Origin of the sequence: Rhizobium sp. RU20A, from assembly GCF_900155885.1 — a bacterium.
GTDB lineage: Bacteria > Pseudomonadota > Alphaproteobacteria > Rhizobiales > Rhizobiaceae > RU20A.
In genome coordinates this window covers 74,369-90,549 of sequence record NZ_FTMB01000001.1, presented here as the reverse complement: position 1 = coordinate 90,549, position 16,181 = coordinate 74,369, and the positions used below count along the sequence as shown (strand labels likewise).

14 protein-coding genes are annotated in these 16,181 nt (G+C 63.9%); 7 read left to right on the top strand and 7 right to left on the bottom strand.

Features of this window, described 5'->3' with window-relative positions:
• Positions 1–5: 5 nt before the first annotated feature.
• Positions 6–1,496 (bottom strand): leucyl aminopeptidase, encoded by a 1,491-nt coding sequence (locus F3H41_RS00430; protein ID WP_149736628.1) that lies wholly within the window; start codon positions 1,494–1,496, stop codon positions 6–8.
• A 357-nt stretch (positions 1,497–1,853) separates the two neighbouring features.
• On the opposite strand from F3H41_RS00430, the gene lptF reads away from it, so the two are divergent.
• The 6 genes from lptF to rsmA all read left to right on the top strand — a co-directional run bounded on the left by lptF (position 1,854) and on the right by rsmA (position 9,426).
• A complete protein-coding gene (gene lptF, locus F3H41_RS00425) occupies positions 1,854–3,026 on the top strand; it encodes an LPS export ABC transporter permease LptF (RefSeq protein WP_149736627.1) in 1,173 nt (390 codons plus the stop codon).
• Positions 3,023–4,108, top strand: a complete 1,086-nt coding sequence (gene lptG, locus F3H41_RS00420; RefSeq protein WP_149736626.1) for an LPS export ABC transporter permease LptG — start codon at positions 3,023–3,025, stop codon at positions 4,106–4,108. Before lptF ends, lptG begins: the two co-directional genes overlap by 4 nt.
• Positions 4,108–6,447: an LPS-assembly protein LptD gene (locus F3H41_RS00415; RefSeq protein WP_149736625.1), complete on the top strand. Its 2,340-nt coding sequence runs from the start codon at positions 4,108–4,110 to the stop codon at positions 6,445–6,447. The genes lptG and F3H41_RS00415 overlap by 1 nt, the downstream gene beginning before the upstream one ends.
• 155 nt (positions 6,448–6,602) lie before the next feature.
• Positions 6,603–7,553 (top strand): SurA N-terminal domain-containing protein, encoded by a 951-nt coding sequence (locus F3H41_RS00410; protein ID WP_149736624.1) that lies wholly within the window; start codon positions 6,603–6,605, stop codon positions 7,551–7,553.
• Positions 7,554–7,564: 11 nt separating this feature from the next.
• Positions 7,565–8,593: a 4-hydroxythreonine-4-phosphate dehydrogenase PdxA gene (gene pdxA / locus F3H41_RS00405; protein WP_149736623.1), complete on the top strand. Its 1,029-nt coding sequence runs from the start codon at positions 7,565–7,567 to the stop codon at positions 8,591–8,593.
• Positions 8,593–9,426 carry a 16S rRNA (adenine(1518)-N(6)/adenine(1519)-N(6))-dimethyltransferase RsmA gene (rsmA, locus tag F3H41_RS00400; protein ID WP_149736622.1) on the top strand — a complete coding sequence of 278 codons (834 nt, stop codon included), beginning with the start codon at positions 8,593–8,595 and terminating at the stop codon, positions 9,424–9,426. The genes pdxA and rsmA overlap by 1 nt, the downstream gene beginning before the upstream one ends.
• A gap of 13 nt (positions 9,427–9,439) precedes the next feature.
• Here the strand turns inward: rsmA and F3H41_RS00395 are convergent, their stop codons facing one another.
• Positions 9,440–10,201 (bottom strand): AraC family transcriptional regulator, encoded by a 762-nt coding sequence (locus tag F3H41_RS00395; RefSeq protein WP_244616033.1) that lies wholly within the window; start codon positions 10,199–10,201, stop codon positions 9,440–9,442.
• Between the two features lie 127 nt (positions 10,202–10,328).
• Here F3H41_RS00395 and F3H41_RS00390 point away from each other — a divergent pair, with 127 nt between their 5' ends.
• Complete coding sequence (locus F3H41_RS00390) at positions 10,329–10,736, top strand: DUF2000 family protein (protein ID WP_149736621.1); 408 nt, start codon at positions 10,329–10,331, stop codon at positions 10,734–10,736.
• A gap of 29 nt (positions 10,737–10,765) precedes the next feature.
• Here the strand turns inward: F3H41_RS00390 and gmk are convergent, their stop codons facing one another.
• The 5 genes from gmk to F3H41_RS00365 all read right to left on the bottom strand — a co-directional run bounded on the left by gmk (position 10,766) and on the right by F3H41_RS00365 (position 15,997).
• Positions 10,766–11,443: a guanylate kinase gene (gmk, locus tag F3H41_RS00385; RefSeq protein ID WP_149736620.1), complete on the bottom strand. Its 678-nt coding sequence runs from the start codon at positions 11,441–11,443 to the stop codon at positions 10,766–10,768.
• A gap of 3 nt (positions 11,444–11,446) precedes the next feature.
• Positions 11,447–12,349, bottom strand: a complete 903-nt coding sequence (locus F3H41_RS00380; RefSeq protein WP_149736619.1) for a YicC/YloC family endoribonuclease — start codon at positions 12,347–12,349, stop codon at positions 11,447–11,449.
• Between the two features lie 418 nt (positions 12,350–12,767).
• Complete coding sequence (mltG, locus tag F3H41_RS00375; RefSeq protein WP_149736618.1) at positions 12,768–13,967, bottom strand: endolytic transglycosylase MltG; 1,200 nt, start codon at positions 13,965–13,967, stop codon at positions 12,768–12,770.
• Positions 13,968–14,231: 264 nt separating this feature from the next.
• Positions 14,232–15,491, bottom strand: a complete 1,260-nt coding sequence (gene fabF, locus F3H41_RS00370) for a beta-ketoacyl-ACP synthase II (protein WP_149736617.1) — start codon at positions 15,489–15,491, stop codon at positions 14,232–14,234.
• 269 nt (positions 15,492–15,760) lie between these two features.
• The gene (locus F3H41_RS00365; protein ID WP_062468856.1) at positions 15,761–15,997 is read right to left on the bottom strand and encodes an acyl carrier protein; all 237 of its coding nucleotides are present in this window, start codon (positions 15,995–15,997) and stop codon (positions 15,761–15,763) included.
• Positions 15,998–16,181: the final 184 nt, after the last annotated feature.

Here is a 16,181-nt window from a genome sequence, read left to right as displayed (position 1 = left end):
CGGGTTTACCCCTCATACTCCTCCCGCACGAGGTCATCGAGCAGGCGGACGCCGAAGCCGGAGGCCCAGGAGGTGTTGATCTCGTCGGAGGGCGAGCCCATGGCCGTGCCGGCGACGTCGAGGTGGGCCCAGGGGGTTTCCTTGACGAAGCGCTTCAGGAACTGGGCGGCGGTGATGGCGCCGGCGTAGCGGCCGCCGGAGTTCTTCATGTCGGCGAACTTGCTGTCGATGATCTTGTCGTATTCGCGGCCCAGCGGCATGCGCCAGAGCTTCTCGTTGGTGCGAAGGCCGGCAGAGAGCAGCTTTTCGGACAGTTCGTCGGAATTGGAGAAGAGGCCGGCATGGTGGCTGCCGAGCGCGACCATGATGGCGCCGGTCAGCGTCGCCAGGTTGATCATCATCTTCGGCTTGAAGCGCTCGTTGCAGTACCAGAGCGCATCGGCCAGCACGAGGCGACCTTCGGCATCGGTGTTGATGATCTCGATCGTCTGGCCGGACATGGAGGTGACGATGTCGCCGGGGCGCTGGGCATTGCCGTCGGGCATGTTTTCAACAAGGCCGAGAATACCGACGGCGTTGACCTTGGCCTTGCGGGCGGCCAGCACATGCATGAGGCCGATGACGGCAGCCGCGCCGCCCATGTCACCCTTCATGTCCTCCATGCCGGCGGCCGGCTTGATGGAGATGCCGCCAGTGTCGAAGACGACGCCCTTGCCGACGAAGGCGAGTGGCTTTTCCTTGGCCTTGCCGCCCTTCCATTCGATGACGGCGAGGCGCGGCGGACGGGCCGAGCCCTGGGCGACGCCAAGCAGGGCGCCCATGCCGAGCTTCTTCATTTCGCGCTCGGTGAGGATTTCCACCTCGGCACCCAGCGCTTCCAGTTCCTTGGCACGCGCGGCAAATTCCACCGGGCCGAGCACGTTCGGCGGCTCGTTGACAAGGTTGCGGGCGAGCACGACGCCGTCGAGCACGGCTTCCGCATCGGCCCAGGCCTTCTTGGCGGCGATGACGGAGGCGGTGACGATGGTGACGCGCAGGGTACGATCCCGCGGGGTCGTCTCGTCCTCAGCCTTTTTCGTCTTGTACTGGTCGAAGCTGTAGGCCGCGAGCGCCATGCCGAGGGCAAAATCGGCTGCTTCGCGACCGCCGACATCCAACGGTTCGGCATCGAGATAGACGGCGATCTTCTCCGCGCCCTTCACCTTGGCGGCCGCAGTGCCACCGGCCTTCAGCCAGTCGTGACGGGTGATCTTCGCCTTGTCGCCGAGGCCGAGAATGACGAGGCGCTCGAAGGGGGAGTTGGCGGGCGCGAGAATGTCGAGCGTCGAGAGCGCCTTGGCGGTAAACTTCGCGGTGCGGGCCGCACGGGCCGAGACGCCATCCGGGTCGGCCGCGGTCACGAAGGCCGGCTGGCTGCCGGCGACCTGCAAGAGCAGGCCGACACCGCCGGCCGGGCGGATGGATTTTGCGAAGGTGATCTCGACTTTGGACGGCATGGATGGCTCCGGAACATGTGTCATGGCGGGCGGGCGGGCGGCACGCCTGTCACGCCACTGTTAAGGCGCCGGGCGGCAAAGGCAAAGAAAAAGCCTCGTCTCGTCAAGCGTAGAGACCTCCATCTACAGGAAAACATCGAAGCGAAGGCAAAGGGCATGGCAGCGTCCGGGCCGGTTCGTCACCAAAAAGCCACCAAAGGAGAAATTGTAGCGCCGCCCTGCCCCGGCGCATTGCCCGCGGCCAAGCCTTTGGCTAGAGCTTGTGCCAATGGGGTATCACATTGAGGGCCCACACGAACGGGCGGCAAACTGACCGGTTGCCGCAAAGCTCCATGAAGGGGTATCCCCCGGGATCACATGACGATACTCGAACGCTACATCCTGCGCCGCGTGTTCCAGATGTTCCTGGCGGCGCTGCTGCCCGTTCTCGGCATCATCTGGACGACGCAGGCCCTGCAACGCATCAATCTCGTCACGGATACGGGACAGTCGATCGGCGCCTTCCTGCAACTGGCGACGCTGATCCTGCCGACCGTGATCCCGCTCGTGCTGCCCTTCGCGCTTGCCATCGGCATCACGCAGACGCTCGGCACGATGAACACCGATTCGGAGCTGACGGTGATCGAGGCGGCCGGGGGCTCGCGGTCCATCATCCTGCGGCCGATCCTGCTGCTGGCAGCGGCGCTCAGCGTGTTTTCGTTCACGGTCGACAATGTCGTGGAGCCGAAAGTGCGCCAGGCGGTCCGGCAGATGATTGCCTCGGCCAACGCCGATCTTCTGTCTTCCGTCGTGCAGGAGAACTCGTTCCGGCGCATTGCCGACGGACTTTACGTGCAGGTGGGCGGACGACGCGGCAATGGCGTGCTGACCGGCATTTTCGTTGCCGATTCCCGCAATCCCGAAAGCGAACTCGTCTATTACGCCCGTGAAGGCGCGGTGGACGAGGCAAGTTCCGCGCTCGTCATGAAGGATGGCGAGGTGCATCGCAAGCAGCCCGACGGCGGCGTTTCGATCATCAAGTTCGACAGCTACGCCTTCGATCTCGCCGAAATGACCAAGAAGGCCGCGGGCGCGTCGCTGAAGCCTGGCGACCGGGAGCTGTCCTATCTCTTCAACCCCGATCCGAACGACGAGTTCTACCAGCGCAATCCGCTGTCCTTCTCCTCCGAGATCCATCGGCGTTTCGTGGAGTGGACCTTCCCGCTGGTCTTCGCGCTGATGGCGCTGGTGGTGTCTTCCGATGCCCGCTCGCATCGCGAAGCGCGCATGCATCCGACGCTGCAGGTGATGATCATCGCCTTCGTCTTCCGCTGGATGACCTTCTATGCCGCCAATAGCGCGGAGGATTCGGCGATCTTCATCCCGATCCTTTATGCCGTGCCGCTTCTGACGATAGCGCTGTGCATCCGCCAGCTGATCAGCAACAAGAAACTGCGGATTCCGGCGCGCTACTCAGACCAGCTCAACGACCAGCTGATCCGCCTGAAAGTGATCAGCACGGCCGATGACGAGACAGGGAGGCCGTCATGATCGGCGGAACGCTCTCTCGCTACTTCTTCAAGCGTTATGCGCTGACCACCATCTATTTCCTCGTCGGCATCTTCTCGCTGATCTTCATCATCGATTTCAGCGAAACGACGAGCCGCATGTCGAACCTGCCGAATTACAATGTGGGGGGCGCGCTGCTGATGACGGCGCTGCGCATTCCCATGATCCTGCAGCAGACCGTGCCCTTCGTCGCGCTGTTTTCGGCCATGACGACGCTGATCGCGCTCAACCGTCGCTACGAACTCGTCGTGACCCGGGCGGCGGGCATTTCCGCCTGGCAGTTCCTGCGCCCCTTCGTGGCGGGTTCGCTGGTCTTCGGCATCCTGGCCGTCGCCGCCATCAATCCGATCGCGGCCTGGGGCGCCAAGAAGGCCGAGGCGCTGCAGGCGGAGTGGGGCGGCGGCAACCGCTCGTCGGCGGCTCTGTCCATTCCGTGGCTTCGCCAGATCCATGATGGGGACGATGCGATCATCGGGGCTGGCTCAGTTCAGGACGAGGGCGCGACGCTGCTCGACGTGACTGTGATCCATTTTGATCCACAGGGCAGCATCACCGTCCGGCAGGATGCCCGCTCGGCAAAGCTGGAAGATGGTTACTGGCTGCTTAACACCGTCACCGAGACGCGCAACGGCGAACTGCCGCGTCGATTCGAGACACTGAAAATTCCGACGGCGCTGAAGCCCGAATTTGTGCGCGAAACGCTGGCCAAAGCCGACACCATTGATTTCTTTGACCTTCCCCGGAAGATCGAAGTGGCCCGTTCCTTCGGGTTTTCCACAGCGGCGATGGAGACGCAATTTCACTCCATGCTCTCGCTTCCCCCGCTTCTCGTGGCCATGACGCTCATTGCCGCCAGCGTTTCGCTGAAGTTCAGCCGGTTCCACCAGAGCCGGTCGGTAATTCTCGGTGGAATCCTCGCAGGCTTCGTGCTTTATGTCGTGACCGTGCTTGTCAAAGCATTCGGGAGCAGCGGTGTAGTGCCTCCGTTCGTTGCAGCCTGGTTGCCGGTTGTTGTAGCGATGGCGCTGGGCTCGACGATTCTATTGCATCAGGAGGATGGCTAGTGGCGGCACGTGACCGCGACCCGATCAGGCGGACGAAGGTGGCCCTGCTTGCAGGCGTTGCCGCGTTCAGTCTTTTGGCGGGAACGCCCCTCACCGTTCAGGCTCAATCCACGACGATCGACCAGTTGCAGCCCAACATCGCGCCCGACGCGAAGATGCTGCTCTCGGCGAACGAGCTTGTTTACAACAATGATTCCGGTCGCGTGATCGTCCGTGGCAACGTGCAGATCAATTATGGCGGCTACCAGATGGTGGCCGAGCAGGTCGAGTACGACCAGACGGGCGGCCGTGTCATCGCGACCGGCAAGATCGAACTGATCGAGCCCGGCGGCAACCGTGTCTACGGCGACCGCATGGATCTGACGGATGATTTCGGCAACGGCTTCATCGAGCAGCTGCGCATCGAAACGACCGACCTTACGAAGCTTGCAGCCGCCAGCGGCGAGCGCATCAACGGCGAAGAGTTCGTTCTCAACAAGGCCGTCTATACCGCCTGTACGCCCTGCGCGACCAAGCCCGATCATCGCTCGCTGTGGCAGATCAAGGCGCAGCGCATCGTGCAGAACGGGCGCACCCGGACGGTGCGGCTGGAAAATGCCCGTTTCGAGCTCTTCGGCCAGCCGATCGTCTATCTGCCGGTGCTTGAGCTTCCCGACCATACGGTGAAGCGCAAGAGCGGCTTCCTGTTTCCACGCCTCAAATATACGCAGAAGCTCGGCGCCCAGCTGTCCATTCCCTATTACTGGGCGATCCGTCCCGATATGGACGCGACACTGACCGCGACGGGACTGACCAAGCAGGGGTTCCTGCTGGAAGGCGAGTTCCGCCAGCGTTTCCATAATGGCCAGCATACGCTGTCCTTTGCCGGCATCCACCAGATGGACCGCTCGGTCTTCACGCCGAACACCACCGATGCGGTAGAACTGAACCGCGGCATGGTGGCCTCGAAGGGCCGTTTCGAAATCAATCCGCGCTGGACATTCGGCTGGGATGTCCTGGTCCAGAGCGACAACAACTTCGCCAAGACGTACGAGCTTTCGACGTTTGACGGCACGACCTACACGAATCAGGCCTATCTGACGGGCCTCGGCAGCCGCAACTATTTCGACATGCGGGCTTTCTACTTCGACATCCAGGATGCCGACCTCGGCAGCACCAAGGAAAAGAAGCAGGCGATCGCGCAGGTTCTCGACTATTCCTACACCGCGCCGAAGCCGGTGGCGGGCGGTGAGCTGAACGTCGATGTCAACCTGACGAACGTGCATCGCAGCGGCAAGGACAGCTTCACCGTTCTGGGTGTCGAGCGTTTTCCGGGACTGGAAGGCTCCGCGCATCGCCTGACGAGCGAAGCCGAATGGCGGCGCACCTTCATCGTGCCGGGCGGCCTTTCGCTCACCCCGCTGCTTGCAGCGCGCGGCGATCTGATTGGCCTCAACATGGACAATCCCGGCCCCGGCTATGGCGGCAACTATGCCACCGAGGATGCCGTGGCGCGCTCCATGCTGACGGCGGGACTGGAAGCACGCTACCCGATCCTGATGGCGACCGCGCACAGCAGCCATGTGCTGGAGCCGATGGTGCAGGTCTATGCGCGCCCCAACGAGGATTTTGCCGGTCGCCTGCCGAACGAGGATGCACAGAGCTTCGTCTTCGACGCGACCAACCTCTTCGAGCGTGACAAGTTCTCCGGTTTCGACCGGATCGAGGGCGGCTCGCGCGCCAATGTCGGCTTCCGCTACACCGGCAATTTCGACAATGGCTACTCGCTGCGCTCCATCTTCGGCCAGTCCTATCATCTGGGTGGCGTGAATTCGTTCGCAACGGACGATCTGGTCAAGGTCGGTTCCGATTCCGGGCTCGAGACGGACACGTCGGACTTTGTCGGCATGATCGGCATCGACGCGCCGACAGGCGTGACGGCGAGCCTCAGCGCGCGCCTCGATGAGAAGACGCTAGACCTTCGCCGCGCCGATGCCACGCTCGGCTACGAAGGCATCTACTGGCAGTCGCTGATCACCTATACCAGCATTGCCGCGCAGCCCCGCTACGGCGAGATCGGCGACCGGGACGAAGTGCAGACCGCCGCGGCCTACCGCTTTGCCGATTACTGGTCGGTGTTCGGCTCGTTGACCTATGACATCAACAACGAGGTCATTTCGCGCAACGGCATCGGCATCACCTATGACGACCAGGACACGCTGTTCTCGATCGTCTACAAGCGCGAGCGCGACAAGAACGCGACGGTGGCCAACGACTGGTCGATCGGTGCGCGCATCAGCTTCCGTACGCTGGGCGACGTCAATGTCGGCGATGCCAAGTTCAACGAGTTGAACAACTGACGGCGCGCTTGGCGGCCGGTGCTGACAGCATTGCCGGGCGGTGCGGGCGTTTGCGGCCGCACTTGTCATCGTTTGGCCGCATGGTTTATGCATGCCAACGGGCTAGGGCGGCCGGAGCAGTGGCCGGACACAATTCAAAGGGTGGAGTGAAGCGCATGAACCGGATGATCCGCGCCGCCGTGCTGGCAGGTCTCATGGGAGCCGCGATGGCCGCGTCGACATCGAGCGTGGTCCTGGCGGCCGGCGGCGGCGGCGCGATCCGCGTCACCGTCAACGATACCGCGATCACCTCCGGCGACATTGCCAAGCGCGTGGCCTTCCTCAAGCTGCAGCGCCAGGGCGGCAACCTGCAGGCCACGGCCCGCGAGCAACTGATCGAGGAAACGCTGAAGCGCGCCGAGGTTGCCCGCGTCGGCATGTCCGTCAGCACGCAGGATGTCGATGCCGCCTTCCTGCGCTTTGCCCAGAGCAACAAGCTGAGCGCGGCGCAGCTCAACACCATCCTCGACAAGGCCGGCGTGACGACCGCCCATTTCAAGGCCTATATCGCCGTGCAGATGAGCTGGCCGCGCGTCGTGAACCTGCGCTACAATCTCGGCAGCAACCGCATGTCCGGCGCCGATCTCGTCAAGCGCATGCAGGAAAATGGCGGCAAGAAGCCGGTGACGACGGAGTATTTCCTGCAGCAGGTGATCTTCGTCGTGCCGGAGAAGCGCCGTGGCCAGATTCTCGGCAAGCGGCAGGCGGAAGCCAAGGCGTCGCGGGCGAATTTCCCGGGCTGCGAGCAGGCCAAGGTCTTTGCCGCCACAATGCATGACGTTTCGATCCGCAGCCTCGGCCGCGTGCTCGAACAGGAACTGCCGGATGACTGGAAGCCACTGGTGCTGAAGGCTGGCGACGGCATCACCACGGATACGCGCGTCACCGAGCGCGGCGTCGAATATCTGGCGATCTGCAAGAAGCGGCAGGTGAACGACGACGTCGCCGCCGAGATCGTCTTCCGCGCCGAGGACCTCGGCAAGAAGAAGGATGGCGGCGCCGAGGACGCCAACAGCAAGCGCTATCTCGACGAGCTGCGCAAGCGCGCCCAGATCGTGACGCGCTAAGGAACATCTCCATGGCCGAACCGGCGACACGGGCGCTCGCGCTCTCCATGGGCGATCCCGCCGGTATCGGCCCTGATGTGGCTCTCGCCTGCTACGCGGCTCGCAAGGAGTGGCAAACGCCCCCTTTCTTTTTCATCGGCGATCCCGATGTGCTGCTGGCCCGGGCTGAAGCACTCGGCCTTTGCGTTCCGGTGCGCGGCTGCGAGCCGGAGCAGGCTGTCTCTATCTTCGATGAGGCCTTGCCGGTCCTGCCCGTGACTTGCATCTCACCGGTCGTCGCAGGCGCGCCGGACAGCGCCAATGCCGGCGCCGTCATCGAAGCCATCGAGGCCGCCGTTTCGCTGACACGCGCCGGGCGGACCAGCGCCGTGGTCACCTGCCCCATCGCCAAATCCGTCCTCTACGATGCGGGCTTTGCCTTTCCGGGGCATACGGAATTCCTCGCCGATATCGCCGCCCGCGACGGTAGGGGTCCCTATCACCCCGTCATGCTGCTTTCCGGCCCGAAACTGAACGCCGTGCCCGTGACGATCCATATTCCGCTGAAGGACGTGCCAGCGGCGCTGACGCCGGACCTCGTCTACGAGACCTGCACAATCACCGCCCGCGACCTGCGTGAGCGCTTCGCCATCCCCTCGCCGCGCCTGGCTCTCGCCGGCCTCAACCCGCATGCGGGCGAAGGCGGGGCGCTGGGGCTTGAGGACGATGCGATCATCCGGCCTGTGGTGGAGCGGTTGAAGGCCGAAGGCATCGATGCCGTCGGCCCGCTTCCGGCCGACACGATGTTCCACGACCGGGCGCGCGCGACCTACGATGTCGCCATCTGCATGTATCACGATCAGGCGCTGATCCCCGCCAAGGCGCTCGGCTTCGACGACAGCGTGAACGCGACGCTCGGCCTGCCCTTCATCCGCACCTCGCCCGACCACGGCACCGCCTTTCCGATCGCAGGCAAGGGCCTTGCGCGGGCCGACAGCCTGCTGGCCGCGCTGCAGCTTGCGGAACGGCTGGCCACCGCCTCCGCCGGAGAAACCCGCTGATGGCCGCGCTCGACGGACTGCCGCCGCTGCGCGATGTGATCCAGCGCCATGGGCTCGACGCCAAGAAGGCGCTAGGCCAGAACTTTCTGCTCGATCTCAACCTCACCCAGAAGATCGCGCGCACGGCCGGCCCGCTGGATGGCGCGACCGTTATCGAGGTCGGCCCCGGCCCCGGCGGCCTGACGCGGGCGATCCTGGCGCTGGGTGCCAAACGCGTCATCGCGATCGAACGCGACCCGCGCGCCCTGCCGGCTCTTGCCGAGATCTCCGACCACTATCCGAGCCGGCTGACCGCGATTGAAGGCGATGCGCTGAAGACGGATTTCGAAGCGCTGGCGAAGGACGCCGACGGGCCGGTGCACATCATCGCGAACCTTCCCTACAATGTCGGCACGCAGCTTCTCGTCAACTGGCTGCTGCCGTCCGCCTGGCCGCCCTTCTACGCCTCGATGACGCTGATGTTCCAGCGCGAGGTGGGCCTTAGGATCGTCGCCGGCCCCGACGACGACCATTACGGCCGCCTCGGCGTGCTCGCCGGCTGGCGCACGGATGCGCGCATGGCCTTCGACGTGCCCCCGCAGGCCTTCACGCCGCCACCGAAAGTGACCTCGACCGTCGTCCACCTGACACCGATCGCCAACCCCATCCCCTGCGACCCCGCCAAACTCGAAAAAGTCACCGCCGCCGCCTTTGGCCAGCGCCGCAAGATGCTGCGCCAGAGCGTGAAGTCCATCGGCGGCGAAGCGCTTCTGGCGCGTGCGGAGATCGATCCGCAGCGGCGGGCGGAGACGCTGTCGGTGGAGGAGTTTTGCCGGCTGGCGGGGTGTTTGTGAGGGCGGCAATCCGCTAGCGGGCTGCGTTCAATGTAACCCACCGGCCGGGCGTCATACCGAAGGTCTTGCGGAAGTGTCGCGTGAAATGCGCCTGATCTGCAAAGCCGAGGTGATGAGCGATGCCGGCGAGACAGTCGCCCTTGGCCAGCAGGGCCTTTGCCTTGTCCAGCCGACGCATCATCAGGTAGCGATGCGGGCTTGTGCCCATCACGCGACGGAACTGCCTTGCCAACTCGAAGCGCGTGAGGCCGGTCACCTTCTCCAGCACATCCGAGCGGACGCTTTCTTCGCAGCAATCCGTAAGCAGGTCCCTCGCGGACAAAACCGCCGCCCGGGCCACCGGACTTAAAGTCGCTCTGGTGCATTTTGCATGCCGATCAAGGCCGTCAGAGATCCGGGCCAGAACATCGGCGAGCAAGAGATCGTCGGGCTCGCGGCCAAGATCAGCCAACATATCGGCAAGTGCGTTCAGGATTTCGCGATCATCAATCACCGGTTTAGCCACGAATGGCAAAGCCTGGCGATAATCACTCGCGGCGCCGACCAGCTCCGGCGGCAGGTAGATCATGCGATAGACAAGCCCGTCCTCCGTGCCCGCCGCGCCATCATGCAATTCATCCGGATGAAGGACGATCACGTTTCCGGGACGACTGAAATGGTCTTCGCCGCGATAGGAGAAGGTCTGAACGCCGTAAAGGGTCACACCAAGCGCGTAGGTATCATGTCGATGCGGTGAAAACCCTTCTCCGTGGAAGCGTGCTTCGATGCGCTCCACGCCACAATCCGCCCGCGACACGGTCATCCCGTCGACTAACGGTGCGTTGCACGATCGTTCAAGACCGGCCTCGCAGGGGAGCGCTAAAAGGTCGCCTCTTTCGATCCCCTGAGCGGAGTTTCCAAGCATGTTCGATACCAAGGTTGCAATCGTAGTTCGATACGATCTGGCGGTCTGGCAAAAGCTCAACGTAACCGCATTCTTGATGAGCGGTCTCGTGGCGCAATCGCCCGAGATGATCGGGCAAGCCTATCGCGACGCCGCCGGAGGTGTCTACAACGCAATGAGTCGACAACCCGTCGTCGTGCTTGCAGCGGAATTGGACCTCTTGCGCACGATCCAGACACGCGCGGAGACGCGCGGCGTCATAACCTCGAGCTATATTGAGGAGATGTTCGAAACCGGGCATGACGACGCCAATCGCGCGGTCTTTGCGCGCTTCACTCCACAGACGGCCCGCCTGGTCGGGATCGCCCTGCATGCGGAGCGAAAGATCATCGACAAGATCACGAAGGGCGCAAAAATGCACGCCTAATCAAAAGGGGGAGCCGTAATGATCTGCCCTCACCTCAACACCGGCTCCTCATCCAGCAGCTTGCGGACGAAATCGAACATGCCGTGGCGGCGGTCGCGGCGCAGGCGCTCGGCCTTGACGATGGACTGGATGGCGTCGAAGGCGGCTGTGAGGTCGTCGTTGATGATGACGTAGTCGTATTCGCCCCAGTGGGCGATTTCCGAGCGGGAATTGGCAAGGCGGGTGCGGATGACCTCGTCCGTATCCTCGGCGCGCCGGTGCAGGCGCGATTGCAGTTCGGTCATGGTGGGCGGCAGGACGAAGATGGAGACGACGTCGGCGGCCATCTTGTCCTGGAGTTGCTGGGCGCCCTGCCAATCGATATCAAAGAGCATGTCGCGTCCCTCGGACATGGCAATCTCGACGGGTTCGCGCGGGGTGCCGTAGAAATTGCCGTGCACCTCGGCCCATTCCAGCAGCGCATCGCTGTCGCGCAGGCGTTCGAACTGGGTCTTGGAGACGAAATCGTAGTGCACGCCCTCGATCTCGCTCGGACGGCGCGGGCGCGTGGTGACGCTGACGGAAAGGCCGATGCCCTTGTCCGTCTCCAGAAGCGTGCGGGCAATGGTGGACTTGCCGGCGCCCGACGGCGAGGAGATGACCAGCATGAGGCCGCGGCGGGCGATCGGGATGGTCTTGGCCAGGGTCGTGGCGGTGGCGGCGTTCATGGTCTACTCCAGATTCTGAACCTGTTCGCGGAACTGGTCGATGACGACCTTCAATTCGATGCCGGCGGTCGTGACGGCGGCGGCATTGGACTTCGAACAGATGGTATTCGATTCCCGGTTAAATTCCTGTGCCAGGAAATCCAGCTTGCGCCCCACAGGACCGCCGGCCGCCAGAAGGCCGCGTGCAGCCGCGACATGCGACATCAGCCGGTCGATCTCCTCGCGCAGGTCCGCCTTGGTGGCGATGAGGGCGACTTCCTGGTGCAGCCGCTCGGCGTCGATGGTGACGCCCGTTGCCGTGATCGCGGCAAGCTGGCCCGCAAGGCGCTCGGCGATCGCCGCCGGCGACCGGGACGGGTCGGCCTCGATCTGGCGGGCGAGCGTTTCGACACGGGCGATCTGGCCGAGCAGGACGGTCACGAGCGCCGCCCCTTCCCGCTCGCGCATGGCGACAAGATCAGACAGCGCCGCGGCAAGGCCTTTGAGGATATCGGCATCGCGAGACGTGCGGTCGGCCTCGGTTTCCGGCGGTTCGCGAAGATCGACGATGCCGCGCAAGGTGAGCAATGTATCGAAGCGCAGCGGCGCGGGATCGATGCGGTCACCAAGCCGCTCCTTCAGCGCGAGAACGGCGGCCAGCGCCTCCTCGTTGACGACGGCCTCGACGGCGGCCTCGCCCGAGGCGAGCGACAGGCCGATCTGCAGGTTGCCGCGTGTCAGCGCTTCGGCGCCCAGACGGCGGATCTCCGGTTCCAGATGATCGAGCCCCGGCGGCAAACGCAGGCGCAGGTCGAGCCCCTTGCCGTTGACGGAGCGCAGTTCCCACACCCAGCGCGTCCGCCCGCTTGTGCCCTCGCGGCGCGCGAAGCCGGTCATGGACTGAACGGTGGATATGGAAGCAGACATGGCATTCTCCCGGATGCGCGGGGGCCGACGGCGGGATCGGCCGCAGCCGGCGATTGACCATCTCTACAGGGGAAATTGCCGGCATGACAGGCGAGCGGCAGCGGCAGCCCCGCTCATCCACACAATTGGATCGTTTCGGGTCGGTGTGTCGTGTGTGCCTTATGGCAGGAACCGCCTCGGTCTCTGGCGAAAGGTGGAGATGGCTGACGCTCCCTTCCCGTCCGTCATGCTCGAAGCGGACAGAAGCACCCCCGCGAGACGCGCGGTGCTCGTGGCTTGGATCCTCGGCTCGGTGGCCGAGGATGACGGCAGGTGGGAGGCCGTGCTGCTCGACGGCAAACGGTGAACACGCATTCGCGACGTCGCACATCACGGCGCGTGGCACCGCAAATCCCTTGCCTCAATTGGCGCAGTGCCCTTACTGGCTCTGCCCGTCCGTCGTTGCGGGCGCGGCGCCCTCCGCTTCCGCCTTGGCGGCTTCGGCGGCGCGTTCGGCCTCGATCTTGCGCCAGCGGCGGACATTGGCGTTGTGCTCGTCGAGCGAGGTGGCGAAGACGTGGCCACCGGTGCCGTCGGCGACGAAGTAGAGCTCTTCGGTGCGCGAGGGGTTGGCGACGGCCTCCAGCGCGGCGCGGCCGGGATTGGCGATCGGCGTCGGCGGCAGGCCCTTGATCACGTAGGTGTTGTAGGGGGTCTGCTTGTCGAGGTCGGATTTGTAGATCGGACGGTCGGCCGGCTTTCCGTCGCCACCGAAGATGCCGTAGATCACCGTCGGATCGGACTGGATGCGCATGCCCTTTTCCAGCCGGTTGATGAAGACGGAGGCAACGCGCGAGCGCTCGTCGGCGCGGCCGGTTTCCTTCTCCACGATGGAGGCGAGCGTGACGAACTCCTCCAGCGTTTCAACCGGCAGGTCGCGGTCGCGGCGCGCCCAGATCTGCTCGACCAGCGCGGTCTGGGCATTCTTCATCTGCTCGACGATTTCGGCCCGCTTGGTGCCGCGCGAGAACTTGTAGGTGTCGGGGCGAAGACTACCCTCGACCGGCAGTTCCTTTGGCAGATCGCCTTCGAGGATGGGGTCATCGGCAAGGCGCTTGAACATCTGCTTGACGGTCAGCCCCTCCGGCAGCGACACCGAATAAAGGATCGACTTGCCGGATTTCAGAAGCTGCATCACGTCCTGCATCGAGGATCGCGCCTTGATCTCGTACTCGCCCGCCTTCAGCGTCTCACTGTCCAGATAGGCCTCGGAGACGAAGCGGAAGACACGGCTGTCGCTGATGATTCCGGAGCGTTCCAGGCCGTTGGCGATCTCGCTCATGCCGGCGCCGTTGCGGACGATGAAGTTGCTGTTGGCGGCCAGTGGTCCCGGCGCCTCGTAGGTGTGCAGGGCGTAATAGACGGCGCCGGCACCGATCAGGGCACCGAAGACAATGACGCTCATGACGAAATTGAGGAAGATGACGACCTGCGAGCGGGCCTTGCGCGACCGGCGCTTGGGTTCCGGCACTTTTTCCGGCCGAAGCGCCTCGTTGGCCGACTTCGGAATGATGACGCCGGCGCTCTGGGCCTCCTGGTGGGCGGCCGGCTGCTGGCCCTTCTCGTTGAAATCGCTCACGCTTGTCCTGATCCCAAGGTTCTCATTCCCACACGGCCAGAGAGACGAACCTTAGAAATGCTCGCCGGCCCCGTTGGCCTGCCCCTGTCTCGTGGACAGCAAGGCGGCGCAACGTTCAGTCCCAGTCCGGTCCAACCCGCCGACACATCGACACGGCAGACCGCTGCCGCTCTGGTTCAGCAGAGCATTGCGGCAAAAATTCATCGGTGCCGGCGGTTCTCCCCGACACCGATCATAACCGGCTTTGTGCCGATCGTCTAATGCTTAGGCATACCGCTTCAGCACCAGCGACGCATTGGTGCCGCCGAAGCCGAAGGAGTTGGACAGCGCCACATTCACCTCGCGCTTGCGGGCCGTGTGCGGCACAAGATCGATCTTCGTCTCGACATCGGGCGTATCGAGGTTCAGCGTCGGCGGAACGATGTTGTCGCGGATGGCGAGCGCCGAGAAGATCGCCTCGACCGCGCCGGCTGCGCCAAGCAGGTGACCGATGGCCGACTTGGTGGACGACATGGAAATCTTCTCGGCGGCATCCCCGACAAGACGCTCGACCGCCCCAAGCTCGATCGTATCGGCCATGGTCGAGGTGCCGTGGGCGTTGATATAATCGATGTAGGCGGGCTGAAGACCGGCACGCTTCAGCGCCATCTTCATGCACCGATAGGCACCGTCACCGTCTTCAGACGGAGCGGTGATGTGGAACGCATCGCCCGACAGACCGTAGCCGACGACTTCGGCGATGATCTTTGCGCCGCGTGCCAGCGCATGCTCCAACTCCTCCAGCACGACGATGCCGGCGCCCTCGCCCATGACGAAGCCGTCGCGATCGCGGTCGTAGGGGCGCGAGGCGATCTGAGGGTTGTCATTGTGCTGCGTCGACAGCGCCTTGCAGGCGGCGAAGCCGGCAAGCGAGATGCGGCAGATGGGCGATTCGGTGCCACCGGCCACCATGACGTCGGCATCGCCGAGCGCGATCAGGCGGGCCGCATCGCCGATCGCATGCGCGCCGGTGGAGCAAGCCGTGACGACCGAATGGTTCGGCCCGCGCAGCTTGTGGCGGATGGAGACATGGCCGGAGGCAAGATTGATGAGGCGGCCGGGAATGAAGAAGGGCGACAGGCGTCGCGGGCCCTTGTCGCGCAGGGTATAGCCGCCCTCGACAATGCCATCGAGGCCGCCGATGCCGGAACCGATGAGAACGCCGGTGGCGCACTGGTCGTCATAGGTCTCGGGATGCCAGTTGGCGTCGGCAAGCGCCATTTCGGCGGCGGCGACGGCGTAGACGATGTAGGGATCGACCTTGCGCTGTTCCTTCGGCTCCATCCACTGGTCGACATTGTAGGTGCCGTCGGAGCCGTCACCGACCGGAATGCGGCAGGCGATCTTGGCGGGCAGGTCTTCGACTTCGAATTCGGTGACGCGGCGGGCCCCGTTGGTCCCGGCCAGCAGGCGCTGCCAGGTGACTTCCGTGCCACAGCCCAAAGGCGATACCATGCCGGTACCCGTGATGACGACCCGTCTCATCGTTTCCGTTCCACCCCTGCTGTTCTTCGGGATGGCGAGGCGCGCCGCCGTCCCGTCCACTGCCGATCTCGGCACCCGAAAGCACCCATGAGCATTGGAGCTATGATCTCTCATGACCGGGAACAAGGCATGATGATGGTGCCTGCCCGACTTTTCCTTAAAAAAATTCCGGCGTTCGGTTTCCTGAGCGCCGGAACTTGATATCTACCGATGAACCGGCGGAACCGGTTGGAGCTGCCGGCGCATCAAGGGCGCGGCTGCGAGGTCGATCAGGCCTGGGCCTTTTCGATGAACTTCACGGCGTCACCGACCGTCAGGATCGAATCAGCGGCATCGTCCGGGATCTCGACGCCGAATTCTTCTTCGAACGCCATGACGAGTTCGACCGTGTCGAGCGAGTCGGCACCGAGGTCGTCGATGAAGCTTGCGCCTTCGGTGACCTTTTCGGCATCGACGCCAAGATGATCGATAACAATTTTCTTCACGCGTTCTGCGATGTCGCTCATGTCGGTTTCCTCGACCTTTGTTACACGACGATGCCTTGCGGGCACCGACATTTCCAATCCCCGAAATCGGGCGTTGAGCCAGATAGACCAAAGCAGTCCAGCCGGCGATCCGTTCGACCGGGCCATCCAATCGGGCGCGGCAAGCCTCAAGTGGCTCGATGCCATCCCGATGCGCGGTTCATCC

Bases quoted from the DNA above. Each gene is read 5' to 3' on its own strand.
- gmk (WP_149736620.1), bottom strand. From the start codon at position 11,443: ATGAACGCCGCCACCGCCACGACCCTGGCCAAGACCATCCCGATCGCC.
- pdxA (WP_149736623.1), top strand. From the start codon at position 7,565: ATGGCCGAACCGGCGACACGGGCGCTCGCGCTCTCCATGGGCGATCCC.
- F3H41_RS00410 (WP_149736624.1), top strand. From the start codon at position 6,603: ATGAACCGGATGATCCGCGCCGCCGTGCTGGCAGGTCTCATGGGAGCC.
- fabF (WP_149736617.1), bottom strand. From the start codon at position 15,491: ATGAGACGGGTCGTCATCACGGGTACCGGCATGGTATCGCCTTTGGGC.
- lptF (WP_149736627.1), top strand. From the start codon at position 1,854: ATGACGATACTCGAACGCTACATCCTGCGCCGCGTGTTCCAGATGTTC.
- F3H41_RS00390 (WP_149736621.1), top strand. From the start codon at position 10,329: ATGTTCGATACCAAGGTTGCAATCGTAGTTCGATACGATCTGGCGGTC.
- rsmA (WP_149736622.1), top strand. From the start codon at position 8,593: ATGGCCGCGCTCGACGGACTGCCGCCGCTGCGCGATGTGATCCAGCGC.
- F3H41_RS00365 (WP_062468856.1), bottom strand. From the start codon at position 15,997: ATGAGCGACATCGCAGAACGCGTGAAGAAAATTGTTATCGATCATCTT.
- lptG (WP_149736626.1), top strand. From the start codon at position 3,023: ATGATCGGCGGAACGCTCTCTCGCTACTTCTTCAAGCGTTATGCGCTG.
- F3H41_RS00430 (WP_149736628.1), bottom strand. From the start codon at position 1,496: ATGCCGTCCAAAGTCGAGATCACCTTCGCAAAATCCATCCGCCCGGCC.
- F3H41_RS00380 (WP_149736619.1), bottom strand. From the start codon at position 12,349: ATGTCTGCTTCCATATCCACCGTTCAGTCCATGACCGGCTTCGCGCGC.